An 11,330-nucleotide genomic window follows, 5' to 3' on the forward strand; every position below is an offset into this window, starting at 1 on the left:
CTCACCCGCAACGGGCGATGCGCTCACCCGGCCGGATCGGGCCCGGCGTGCAGCACGAGCAGCGCGTCCACCGCGGCGACCTGGCCCGCGACGAGCAGCTCCCGCGCCTCGGCGACCGGCACCCACCGGGCGTCGTCGACCTCCGGCACGTCGACGAACCGTCCCGAACCGCGTGGCAGCTCGAGCCGGACGGTGTTGCTCCGCACGACGGCGACCTCGAACGCGGGCGCCGGGGCGGCGAACACCCGGACGCGCTTGCCCGAGGCCTGCCGGAACTCGCCCAGGTCCCTGACGTCGTCGGCGGCCACGGGCGCGGGGACCCCGATCTCCTCACCGAACTCACGCATGGCAGTCTCGAGCGGGTCCTCGCCGGGTTCGACGAGTCCCTTCGGGATCGACCAGGCACGTGGCCGGTTCCGCCAGAACGGCCCGCCCATGTGCGCGACGAAGACCTCCGGCCCGGCCGGACCGGTCCGGTGCAGCAACAGTCCGGCGCTCACCACCACGCCTGCGAGACTACGCGGCGTCGGCCAGGAGGCCCGGCCCACGGCCGCCACCCGCGGTCACCGCTGCGCACGGCCGGTTCCACCGCCCCCGACCGGAGTACCGTGTGGCGCACGGAGCGCCAGGTGACGCCCCCGAAGCCTGCGACGGAGGAGGCCGATCGGGATGGACGAGCGATGGACGACGGTGACGTTGGCCGCCGATGCGGCGATGCCCCACGACGAGGCCCTGCGGTGGATCGTGGCCCGCGCCGGTGCCGGTGTCGAGCGGCTGCGGATCATCGGCGCCGACCACGCGCTGGAGGGTCGGACGCCGGTCGCCGACCAGCTCGCCGAGGCCGCGCGGACCGCTCTGCCCGGTGTGGCGGTCGAGGTGCACCGGCACGCGGGTCCGTTCGCCGCAGCCCTGGTCGAGGAGTCGGACGGCGGCGACCTGCTCGTGATCGGGAGCTTCCGCCACCGGCGCGGATCGACGGCCGGCGGTGACCCGGCGCGGGTCGCCGAGCGTGCTGCCGTCCCGACCGTGGTCGTGCCGGAGGGTCCGCACCCGATCGACGGCGACGTGGTGCTCGCGGTGGAGGACCCGATCGACGAACGTGCGGTGTCGATCGCCGTCGACGAGGCCGTCCGGCGGAACCGACGGCTGACACTGCTGCGCGCGTGGGAGATGCCCGTGCTCACGCGGACGGGGCTGACCGACTTCGCCGAGGACCCGCTCCGGTGGCGCACCAGCAACGCCGAGCTGCTGCAGCGGGTGACGTCCGTGCTGGCCGCACGGTACCCGTCGCTCCGCCTCCGTCCGCTGCTGGTCGAGGGCCACCCGGGTCACGCGATCGCCTCGCACACCCGCCGGGCGTCGCTGGTGGTGCTCGGTCGCGGGCACGTGCGCGCGCTCTCGGGCTCGTTGCTGCACGACGTCGTGCGAGAGACCGCCGCCCCGGTCTGCGTGGTCCCGCCGGCGGCGCACCCGGACAGCCGAGCGGCCACGGCGACCGAGACCGCCGGTGGGATCAGCCGGCGAGGGCGCGGATCGCGGCGGCCATCCGCGCGGTCAGGTACGTGACGCCGCGCTCGTTCGGGTGCAGGGCGCCCGCCTTCAGGTCGATCTTCCGCAGGTCACCGGAACCAGTGAGGGTCACACCGGCCACGTAGCGCTCCGACGCGGCGCACGGCGAGTGGTCCTGCGTGCTCGCGAAGACGTCGACGAACCGCACCCCGGCGGCGGCGGCAGCGGACCGGGAGACCTCGTTGAGCTCGTCCTGGACACCGTGCAGGTACTCGACGTCGGTGTCCGTGAAGGGGTAGGTGTCCGACGGGAACGAGCCCGCCAGGGTGCCGAGGTCGAGTGCCGACCGGAAGCAGCCCTTCGCGGGGGTGTCCTCGGCGTCCGGGAAGATCGCCGGGTACCCGAGGAACACGACGACGGCGTTCGGGGCGGCCCGCTGCACCGCGCCGAGGGTGTCGGCGATGCCGAGGGCCACCCGCGACTGGATCTTCACGGCGAGCTGGTCGACGCCGTCCTGCACGAGGGTGCTCTCGCACGACGGGGCGTCACGGCCCGAGAACACCGGGCCGTTCGCGGAGATCGCCAGGCACGAGGCCGCCGTGCCGAACAGGTCGGCGTCGTTGCCGCCGATCGTCAGGGTCACCAGTCGGGTGCGGTCGGACAACGACTCGATCTGGGGTGGGACGCCCTTGAACTGGTGGCCCGTGGTGACGTCGTCGCTCGTGGCGCCGGCGCACGTGACGTCGGTCAGGTCGAGCCCGAACTGCGCCGCGAGCCGGTGCGGGTAGTCGCGCGCCGACTGCACGCAGGCGTTCGTGGGCAGCCCGGTGCGGTCCCCCAGGCCGTACCCGGCCGAGTACGAGTCGCCGAGCGCCACGTACTCACTGCCCGGCGGGATCGCGTCGAGCGTCTCGGTGGGGTCGGCGGTCACGGGGTACGGTTCGGGCACCGGCCACATCGGCGCCGCGGAGGCCGACGGCACGCCGACGGACCCGCCGAGGCCCGCCGCCACGAGACAGACGGCGCCGACCACCGCCAGGGCAGTGCGCAGTGGTCGGCGGGCGATCCGGAGCAGTCCCGGCCTCAGCGGCGTCCGAGGCGACGCTCGCCGCCGCTGCCCGTGCGGTACTCGAGGCCGTAGTGCTGGAACAGCTCGGGCTCGGTCGCGGCGTCGAGTTCACCGTCGGTCGCGATGGAGGGTGCGTCCTTCACGAGCTTCTTCGGGAAGGTCACGCGCAGGTGCTTCGGTGCGACGGTCGCCCCGACGAGGGGGACGAACACGAGCTTCTGGAAGCCGACCATCCCGGTCGTGAGCGCACCGAACGCCGGCTCGGACGTGGCGGTGTCGTAGTAGATGCTCTCCAGCGTCCCGACCTTGTCCTCGGCCTCGTCGACGACCGGCAGGCCGATCCAGTCACGGATGTTAGCGGCTTCGAACACGAAGGACTCCTTCCGAGCGCCCGGTGGGTCCGGGCGGCTCTCGGTCGACGCTACCGGTCGGTCGCCTGTGCGGTCACCCCGAGCACGTCGAGCCGGTCCACCGCGGCGAGCACGTCGGCCGCGCCGACCGCCAGGATCGCCGGGTCGGGGTCCTCGGCGAAGACGTCGCCGCGCCGGACCGAGGCATCCGTGAGGACGATGTGCGGACCCGATGCGGGCGGTCCCCAGGCCTCCGGCGGCGCCGGGCCGAAGAGCACCACCGACGGCACGCCGTAGGCGGTCGCGAGGTGCGCCGCACCGGTGTCGACGGTGACGACGAGCCGCGCCGCGGCGATGACGCCCGCGAAATCCTGCAGCTCCAGGGAGCCGGCCAGGACCGCCCCCGGCGCCAAGCCGGCCGCGTCCGCGACGGCACGTGCACGGACGACGTCGTCCGCGCCTCCCGTCAGGACCACGTCGCCACCGCGCTCCCGCAGCCCGCGCACCACGTCGGCGAAGCGGTCCGTGGGCCAGTGCCGCGCCCCGTGGAAGGCACCGACGTGGACGACCGCGGCGTCGGCGACCACGGGCGGTGCCGCCGGGCGGTCGACGGCCACGTCGTCGGCGTCGGCGGGGACGCCGTGCCACGTGAGCAGGTCCGCCCAGCGGTCGCGTTCGTGCACGTCGGACGGCCACTCGGGACCGTCGTAGCCGTGGGTCGGGTCGGCGTGCCCGATGACCCGACGGGGCTGCAGGGCGGCGATCAGGTCGGACGACTCGGGGCCGGCGCCGTGCAGGTTCACCGCGACGTCGACCGTGCCGGCGGGGGCGTTGATCGGGTGGTCGAGGCCGTGCTGCGCCAGGTGGACGTCCACGGCGGGGACGAGCTCGACGACCGGCGCCAGCCACGCCGTCGTCGCCAGGGTGATGCGGTGGTCGGGGAAGGCCCGTCGCAGGGCGCGGAGCGCGGGGACGGCGACCAGGAGGTCGCCGAGCTTGATGGCGCGGAGGACGACGAGTTCCGGGCGTCCGTCGGCGGCGGGCAGGGTCTCGAGTGCGGTCACGGGCGCGACGGTAGGCGGTGCCCGCTGGTGGCGTCGGCAGCGGGCGCGTTCCCCGGCTGTCCTGAACTGGCACGCGGCCGCCGACCGGTACTCCGGTGCCATGCCCCTCGCACCGGACCGCGCGATCCGCGGCCTGCTCTTCGACCGCGACGACACCCTCGTCGTGGACGTCCCGTACAACGCCGACCCGCGCCTGGTGGTGCCCGTCCCCGGTGCCCGTCGTGCCGTGGAGCGGGCTCGTGCAGCCGGGCTGCTGCTCGGCGTGGTCACGAACCAGTCCGTGATCGCGAAGGGCCTCGCGACGCGCGAGCAGGTCGACGCGACGAACGCCCGCGTGGACGCGCTCGTCGGGCCGTTCGACGTGTGGTGCGTCTGCCCGCACGACGCCGTCGACGACTGCGCCTGCCGGAAGCCGCGGCCGGGCATGGTCCTCGACGCCGCCGAGCGACTCGGGGTCCCGCCGGCCGCGCTCGTGCTGGTCGGCGACATCGGCGCCGACGTGCAGGCGGCGCGGGCCGCGGGAGCGCAGGGCGTGCTCGTGCCGACGCCGCGCACGCGGCCCGAGGAGGTCGACGACGCCGAGACCGTCGCGGCGACCCTCGCCGAGGCCGTCGACCTGGTGATCGCCGCGGCCGGACAGTCGACCATCGGGACGGACCGCACGTGAGCCGTCCCCGCGTCCTGGTGGCGCGCCTCGACTCGTTCGGTGACGTCCTGGTCGCCGGCCCCGCTGTCCGCGCCGTCGCCGCCGGTGCCTCGCACGTCACGATGCTGTGCGGACCGCAGGGCGCCCCGGCCGCCGACCTGCTGCCCGGTGTGGACCGCGTCCGGGTGTGGGCAGCGCCCTGGGTCACCGAGACGGCGCGGCCGATCGACGACGCCGTGCTCGCCGAGTTCCGCGCGCTCGTCACCGAGGAGCGACCCGACGAAGCGGTCGTCCTCACCTCGTTCCACCAGTCGCCGCTGCCCCTGGCACTGCTCCTGCGCCTCGCCGGTGTCCCCCGCGTCTCCGGGGCCTCGGTCGACCACCCGGGGTCGCTCCTCGACGTCCGCCTGCGACCCGGCGAGGACCTGCCCGAGGACGTCCCCGAGCCCGAGCGCGCGCTGCGGATCGCCGACGCGGCCGGGTTCCGGCTGCCGCCGGGGGACGACGGGAGGCTCGTGGTGCGTCACGACGCCGTCGCACCCCCGTCCGTGGCCGGGCTGGGACGGTACGTGGTCGTGCACCCCGGCGCCAGCGTCCCCGCCCGGTCGTGGCCGGCGTCGCACCACCGGGAGCTCGTCGCCGCGTACGCCGAGCGTGGCGTGCCCGTCGTCGTCACCGGCTCCCCCGGGGAACGCGACCTCACCGCGGCCGTCGCCGGCTCCACCGGCATCGACCTCGGCGGACGGACCACGCCCGCCGAGCTCGCTGCGGTCCTGGCCGGTGCCGAGGTCGTCGTCGTCGGCAACACCGGGCCGGCGCACCTCGCCGCGGCGGTCGGCGTACCGATCGTCAGCCTCTTCTCGCCGGTCGTCCCCGCCGTCCGGTGGGCGCCGTACGCACCGCTGGTCGAACTGCTCGGGGACCAGGCCGCGCCGTGCCGGCTCAGCCGTGCCCGCGAATGCCCCGTCCCCGGCCACCCGTGCCTGTCCACGGTGCGCATCGAGGACGTGCTCGCGGCCCACGAACGGCTGCTCGACCGCGCTTCGCGGATGGAACCGAGAAGTCTGCGGAGCGCGCCAGAAGGTGCTGCGTAGCGTCCGCCACTGCTCCCCCTTCTCCTCGTGCCCGACCGACCGAAAGGCCCCGCATGCGCATCCTCGTCTGGCACGTGCACGGCGGCTGGATGGACGCGTTCGTCCGCGGCCCGCACGAGTACCTGATCCCCACCACGCCGGCGCGCGACGCCTGGGGCCTGGGACGTGGCGGGCGCGCCTGGCCGGCGTCGGCGATCGAGATCGACCCCGCCGACGTCACCGACGCCGAGGTCGACGTGGTCGTCCTGCAACGCACCGAGGAGCTCGACGCGGCAAAGCGCCTGCTCGCCGGTCGCGACGTGCCGATCGTCTTCGTCGAGCACAACGCGCCCCGCGTCGACGTGCCGAACAGCCTGCACCCGTTCCGCGACCGCGACGACCTGACCATCGCGCACGTCACGCACTGGAACGCACTCATGTGGGACTGCGGCACCACGCGCACCACGGTCGTCGAACACGGCGTCGTCGACCCCGGCCCGCGCTACACCGGCTCGCTCGACCGCCTCGGCGTCGTCATCAACGAGCCCGTCCGCCGGGACCGCGTCGTCGGCACCGACCTGCTCCCCCGCTTCGCGGCCGTGGCACCCGTCGACGTCTGGGGCATGGGCACCGAACGGCTGCCGGAGCTCGGCTTCGGCGACGCCGTGGTCGCCCGCGGTGACGTGCCCTCGGACCCGATGCACACGGCCCTCGCGGAACGCCGCGCGTACGTCCACCCGAACCGGTGGACCTCGCTGGGCCTGTCCCTCCTCGAGGCGATGCACCTGGCGATGCCGGTCCTGGTGCTCGCGACGACGGACGCGGCGCGCACGGTGCCGGGCGAGGCCGGCGCGATCGCGACGGACGTCGAGGAGCTGGTGCGGGCCTCCCGGATCCTCATCGAGGACCCCGACGAGGCGCGCCGACGGGGGGCCGTGGCGCGGGAGGCCGTACTCGCACGGCATGCGCTCGGCCGCTTCACCGCCGACTGGGACGACCTGCTCGACGACGCCGTGACCCGCGGTGCCCGGCGCGACCGGGCGGTCTCGGCCCCGACGTCGATCAGGTTTGAGGGGAGCCTCCGATGAAGATCGCGATGGTGTCGGAGCACGCGAGCCCGCTCGCCGTGCTCGGCGGTGTCGACGCCGGTGGACAGAACGTCCACGTGGCCGAACTGTCCGGGGCGCTCGCGGACCGTGGGCACCAGGTGACCGTCTACACCCGGCGTGACGACGCATCCGCGCCGGTCCGGGTGCCGCTGCGACCCGGGGTCGACGTCGTGCACGTCGACGCCGGTCCGGCGCGGCACGTGCCGAAGGACGAGCTGTTCCCCTTCATGGGGACGTTCGCGTCGGTGCTCGCCGCGGAGTGGTTCGTGGACCGACCCGACGTCGTGCACGCCCACTTCTGGATGTCCGGGCACGCGGCACTCGACGCCGTCGCGCAGGTGCAGGCCCGGACCGGCGGCACCCGCATCGCCGTCGCGCAGACCTTCCACGCGCTGGGCGTCGTGAAGCGTCGACACCAGGGCTCGGCCGACACGAGTCCCGCGGAGCGCGAGTGGCTCGAAGCGGCCGTCGGACGGAGCGCCGACCAGGTCGTCGCGACGTGCTCCGACGAGGCCTTCGAGCTGAAGGCCCTCGGCGTCCCCCTGCAGCGCATCTCCGTCGTGCCGTGCGGTGTCGACGTCGCGCTGTTCCGCCCCGACGGGCCCGTCGAGGAGCGCGGCCGTCCGCAGCGGGTGCTCACCGTGTCGCGGCTGGTCCGGCGCAAGGGCGTCGGCACGACCATCGCCGCACTCGCCGCCCTGGTCGCCGAGGGGCGCGACGTCGAACTCGTGGTCGTCGGCGGTGCCGGTGTCGCCGGGGCCGACCTGGTGGACGACCCCGAGTACCAGCGGCTCGACGCCCTCGCCCGGTCGCTCGGGGTCCGTGACCACGTGACCTTCCGGGGACAGCTGGGACAGCACGAGATGCCCGCCGTGTATCGGAGCGCCGACGTCGTGGTCTGCGCACCCTGGTACGAGCCGTTCGGCATCGTCCCGCTCGAGGCGATGGCCTGCGGTCGACCCGTCGTCGCGTCGAGTGTCGGTGGGCTCATCGACACGGTCGTCGAGGACGGCACGGGCCTGCACGTCCCGCCGCGCGACGAGGCCGAGGTCGCCGCTGCCGTCGGCGCCCTGCTCGACGACCCGGACCGCCGCGGATCCCTCGGCCGGGCCGGCCGTGCACGCGCGGAGTCGCGGTACACGTGGCAGAAGGTGGCCGCGGACAGCGAGCGCGTGTACGAGCGGCTGCTGGCCGGTGCCGTCGCCGTGGCCGCGCCGACCACCACGGCGGGCGCACCGCAGCGCGCCACCACGGCGGGCGCACCGCAGCGCGCCGCCACCCACGCCGGACGGGTCCCGCGTGCCGCACAGCCGACCGAGAGGACCGCCCGATGACCATCGACCAGCAGCCCGGAATCGACGAGCACACCACCGCGAGTGCACGCATCGTGCTCGACCACGTCGCCGCCTCGGTCCCCGTGATCGCCTCGCTCGTCGCCCACCACGACCACATCGCCGCCTGGGCCGACGACATCGCGGCCCGACTCGTCGCGGGCCGCCGCCTGCTCGCCGCGGGGAACGGCGGGTCGGCCGCCGAGGCGCAGCACCTGACCTCGGAGCTCACCGGACGCTTCGACGGCGACCGCCCCGCCTACTCCGCGATCTCGCTGCACGCGGAGACCTCGGCGGTCACGGCGATCGGCAACGATTACGGCTTCGACCAGGTCTTCGCCCGACAGGTGTCGGCGCACGCCCGGGCGGGTGACGTCGTCGTGCTGCTGTCGACCAGCGGCAGAAGCCCGAACCTGCTCCGCGCCGCCGAGGCCGCCCGCGCCGTCGGTGCCCGGGCGATCGCGATGACCGGGGCGCGGCCGAACCCCCTGGCCGAGGCCGTGGACGACGCGATCTGCATCGCTGGGCCGTCCGCCAACGTGCAGGAGGCGCAGCTCGTGCTCGTGCACGCCCTGTGCCGGGCGATGGAGCCCGCTCTGCGCCGCGGGGTCCGGCGATGACGCCGCAGCGACCGGCCGCGCAGCACCCTGCGGATCGTCGTCGCCTGCGGATCGTCGTCGTCGGCGACACGTTGCTCGACGTCGACGTGGCCGGCACCAGCGATCGGCTCAGCCCGGACGCACCCGTGCCCGTCGTCGACGTCACGACCGACGACCGCCGCGCCGGGGGTGCCGGTCTCGTCGCCACGATGCTGGTGCGTGACGGACACGACGTCACCCTGGTCACCGTCCTGGGCGACGACAGCCGCGCGCAGGAGCTCCGCGACCTGCTCCCCGACGTCACCGTGGTCGCCGGGCCCTCCGGCGCCCCGACGCCGGTGAAGACCCGCGTGCGCGTCGTCGACCACGCGCTGGTCCGCATCGACGAGGGCTGTGCGACCCCGCCCGTGCCGGAGGCCACCGACGCCATGACGGCCGCCCTCGACGACGCCGACGCGATCGTCGTCGCCGACTACGGCCGCGGGGTCGCCGCAGCTCCGGCGCTGCGGGAGGCCCTCGCACGCGTCGCCGAGCACACCCCCGTGGTCTGGGACCCGCACCCGAAGGGCGCCGCACCCGTGCCCGGCATCACCGTGGCCACCCCCAACGCCGCCGAGGCCCGCCGGTTCACCGACGTCGAGGGCCACGGCGTGCCCGTCGCCACCGTGCCCGTCGCCACCGTGCCCTTCGCCACCGTGCCCTTCGCCACCGTGGCCTTCGCGACCGTGGCCGCGGCGGCCCTCGTCGAGCAGTGGGGTGTCGGCGCCGTCGCGGTGACGCTCGGCGACCGCGGAGCACTCCTCGCCGACGACCGTTCGGACAGCCGCTTCGTGCCGGCACCCTCCGTCACCGCCGGCGACCCGTGCGGCGCCGGCGACCGGTTGGCGGCCGGTGTCGCCGTCGCACTGGCCGGTGGAGCGGACGTCCCCGACGCCGTCGCCGCCGGCGTGGTCGCGGCCTCCGAGTACCTGGCCGCCGGCGGCGTCACCGCGCTCTTCGCCGACGACGGCCCCGCGCCGCTCCGGGTACCGGGCGCCGACCGCGACGCGCTGCGCACCGTGCACGAGGTCCGGAGCGCCGGCGGCACCGTCGTCGCGACCGGCGGCTGCTTCGACCTGCTGCACGCCGGGCACGCCCGCACCCTGTCGGCCGCGCGGGCACTCGGCGACTGCCTGGTCGTGTGCCTCAACTCGGACAGTTCGGTCCGCGCGCTCAAGGGTCCGGAACGGCCGATCATGACCCAGGACGACCGCGTCGAACTGCTGCTCGCCCTGGACTGCGTCGACGCCGTCGTGGTGTTCGACGAGCACACCCCCGACGAGGCCCTCCGCCGCTTCCGCCCGGACGTCTGGGCGAAGGGCGGCGACTACACCGCGAGCGAGCTACCCGAGGCCGCGACCCTCGCCGAGTGGGGCGGACACGTCGTCACCGTCCCGTTCCACCCCGGCCGCTCGACGACCCGCCTGGCCGCAGCCCTCGAACACGTCGGCTGAGCCCGACGGACCCACGCCCCTACGGAAGGAAGTCCATGCCCGTCCCCACCACCCCCATCGGTCGCGTCCTCGTCACCGGCGGCGCCTCCGGACTCGGCGCAGCGGTCGTCGCCGCGGTCGTCGAGGCCGGCGGTACCCCGATCGTCCTCGACCTGCGCGTCGACGCGGTGTCCGAGGGCATCGACGCCGTGGCCGTCGACGTGTCGGACACCGACGCGGTCGAGCAGGCGGTCCGCCAGGCGGCCGAGCGTCACGACGGACTCGACGCGGTCGTGACGGCCGCGGGGATCGACACCCCCGCACCGATCGACGCGATCTCCTCCGGCAACTGGGAGAAGATCGTCGCGGTCAACCTCATCGGCACCGCCTCGGTCGTCCGCGCCGCACTGCCCGCCCTCGAGGCAGCGCACGGACGTGTGGTCACGATCTCGTCCTCGCTCGCCCTGCGCGGCGTCGGCGACGGCACCGCCTACTCGGCGTCGAAGTTCGGCGTCCGCGGCTTCTCGCAGGCCCTGGCCGCCGAGACCGCCGGCCGCATCGGTGTCACCAACGTGATCCCGGCCGGCATGCGCACGAACTTCTTCGCCGACCGCACCGAGCAGTACAAGCCGGGTCCGGACGCGCAGCTCATCGAGCCCGAGTACGTCGCGAACGCGATCCTCTTCGCGTTGTCGCAGCCGGCCGGCTGCGAGATCCGGGAGCTGTCGATCATGCCCGCGACGGAGCCGAGCTGGCCGTAGACGCTCGCTGCGCGTCGCGCCGGTGCCAGGCGCGTTGGTCGTTGCCACGGGGCGGACGGGAGGCGCGGTGCCGGTCGTGCGCCGTGCCTCCCGTCCGTCCTGCTTGTCACGTTGCCTGCGCGGTGCGGCGTGCGTTGTCTGGTGCGGGGTTGACGGCGTGGTGCGCGCTTGCAGCGCCGCACGCAGCGGTCAACCGTGCACGGGGTGGGGACGTGCGCACGGTGCGGACGGGAGGCGCGGTGCCGGACGTGCGCCGGGCGTCCCGTCCGGCGGTCTTGTCACGTTGCCTGCGCGGTGCGGCTTGCGTTGTCTGGTGCGGGGTTGGCGGCGTGGTGCGCGCTTGCAGC

Annotated in this window: 12 protein-coding genes; 8 read left to right on the forward strand and 4 right to left on the reverse strand. The window is 74.9% G+C overall.

All coding sequences use genetic code 11. From position 1 onward, the window contains the following. Nucleotides 1–23 precede the first annotated feature (23 nt). Nucleotides 24–506 (reverse strand): NUDIX domain-containing protein, encoded by a 483-nt coding sequence (locus ITJ69_RS13765; RefSeq protein WP_323743109.1) that lies wholly within the window; start codon nucleotides 504–506, stop codon nucleotides 24–26. Between the two features lie 163 nt (nucleotides 507–669). Between ITJ69_RS13765 and ITJ69_RS13770 the strand changes: the two genes are divergently transcribed. Further along, the gene (locus ITJ69_RS13770; RefSeq protein ID WP_131846820.1) at nucleotides 670–1,566 is read left to right on the forward strand and encodes a universal stress protein; all 897 of its coding nucleotides are present in this window, start codon (nucleotides 670–672) and stop codon (nucleotides 1,564–1,566) included. Here the strand turns inward: ITJ69_RS13770 and ITJ69_RS13775 are convergent. From ITJ69_RS13775 to ITJ69_RS13785, 3 genes are all read right to left on the reverse strand, one after another. After that, nucleotides 1,514–2,458 (reverse strand): SGNH/GDSL hydrolase family protein, encoded by a 945-nt coding sequence (locus ITJ69_RS13775; RefSeq protein ID WP_194673025.1) that lies wholly within the window; start codon nucleotides 2,456–2,458, stop codon nucleotides 1,514–1,516. The two genes, ITJ69_RS13770 and ITJ69_RS13775, sit on opposite strands and share 53 nt — an antisense overlap. 134 nt (nucleotides 2,459–2,592) lie before the next feature. Then, nucleotides 2,593–2,949, reverse strand: coding sequence for a PRC-barrel domain-containing protein (locus ITJ69_RS13780; protein ID WP_111084060.1), 357 nt, complete (start codon nucleotides 2,947–2,949; stop codon nucleotides 2,593–2,595). Between the two features lie 50 nt (nucleotides 2,950–2,999). Further along, on the reverse strand, nucleotides 3,000–3,992 hold the full coding sequence (locus tag ITJ69_RS13785; protein WP_323743110.1) for a glycosyltransferase family 9 protein: 993 nt from the start codon (nucleotides 3,990–3,992) through the stop codon (nucleotides 3,000–3,002). 100 nt (nucleotides 3,993–4,092) lie between these two features. Here ITJ69_RS13785 and ITJ69_RS13790 point away from each other — a divergent pair, with 100 nt between their 5' ends. The 7 genes from ITJ69_RS13790 to ITJ69_RS13820 are packed head-to-tail and all read left to right on the forward strand — an operon-like array spanning nucleotide 4,093 to nucleotide 10,983. Then, nucleotides 4,093–4,659: an HAD family hydrolase gene (locus ITJ69_RS13790; RefSeq protein ID WP_194673027.1), complete on the forward strand. Its 567-nt coding sequence runs from the start codon at nucleotides 4,093–4,095 to the stop codon at nucleotides 4,657–4,659. After that, on the forward strand, nucleotides 4,656–5,732 hold the full coding sequence (locus ITJ69_RS13795; protein WP_194673028.1) for a glycosyltransferase family 9 protein: 1,077 nt from the start codon (nucleotides 4,656–4,658) through the stop codon (nucleotides 5,730–5,732). The genes ITJ69_RS13790 and ITJ69_RS13795 overlap by 4 nt, the downstream gene beginning before the upstream one ends. Before the next feature lie 53 nt (nucleotides 5,733–5,785). Then, nucleotides 5,786–6,799, forward strand: coding sequence for a glycosyltransferase (locus ITJ69_RS13800; protein ID WP_194673029.1), 1,014 nt, complete (start codon nucleotides 5,786–5,788; stop codon nucleotides 6,797–6,799). After that, the gene (locus ITJ69_RS13805; protein WP_194673030.1) at nucleotides 6,796–8,154 is read left to right on the forward strand and encodes a glycosyltransferase; all 1,359 of its coding nucleotides are present in this window, start codon (nucleotides 6,796–6,798) and stop codon (nucleotides 8,152–8,154) included. Before ITJ69_RS13800 ends, ITJ69_RS13805 begins: the two co-directional genes overlap by 4 nt. Further along, nucleotides 8,151–8,771 (forward strand): D-sedoheptulose-7-phosphate isomerase, encoded by a 621-nt coding sequence (locus tag ITJ69_RS13810; RefSeq protein WP_194673031.1) that lies wholly within the window; start codon nucleotides 8,151–8,153, stop codon nucleotides 8,769–8,771. Before ITJ69_RS13805 ends, ITJ69_RS13810 begins: the two co-directional genes overlap by 4 nt. Before the next feature lie 44 nt (nucleotides 8,772–8,815). Next, entirely contained in the window at nucleotides 8,816–10,243 is a 1,428-nt protein-coding gene (locus ITJ69_RS13815) for a PfkB family carbohydrate kinase (protein ID WP_194673056.1), read from the forward strand. A 35-nt stretch (nucleotides 10,244–10,278) separates the two neighbouring features. Then, on the forward strand, nucleotides 10,279–10,983 hold the full coding sequence (locus ITJ69_RS13820) for an SDR family oxidoreductase (RefSeq protein WP_111084066.1): 705 nt from the start codon (nucleotides 10,279–10,281) through the stop codon (nucleotides 10,981–10,983). The last annotated feature ends 347 nt before the right edge of the window (nucleotides 10,984–11,330 follow it).

This window comes from Curtobacterium sp. VKM Ac-2887 (assembly GCF_015350935.1).
Classification (GTDB): domain Bacteria; phylum Actinomycetota; class Actinomycetes; order Actinomycetales; family Microbacteriaceae; genus Curtobacterium.

Coding starts and splice junctions, on each gene's coding strand:
- ITJ69_RS13770 (WP_131846820.1), top strand. CDS start 670: ATGGACGAGCGATGGACGACGGTGACGTTGGCCGCCGATGCGGCGATG.
- ITJ69_RS13790 (WP_194673027.1), top strand. CDS start 4,093: ATGCCCCTCGCACCGGACCGCGCGATCCGCGGCCTGCTCTTCGACCGC.
- ITJ69_RS13800 (WP_194673029.1), top strand. CDS start 5,786: ATGCGCATCCTCGTCTGGCACGTGCACGGCGGCTGGATGGACGCGTTC.
- ITJ69_RS13805 (WP_194673030.1), top strand. CDS start 6,796: ATGAAGATCGCGATGGTGTCGGAGCACGCGAGCCCGCTCGCCGTGCTC.
- ITJ69_RS13810 (WP_194673031.1), top strand. CDS start 8,151: ATGACCATCGACCAGCAGCCCGGAATCGACGAGCACACCACCGCGAGT.
- ITJ69_RS13820 (WP_111084066.1), top strand. CDS start 10,279: ATGCCCGTCCCCACCACCCCCATCGGTCGCGTCCTCGTCACCGGCGGC.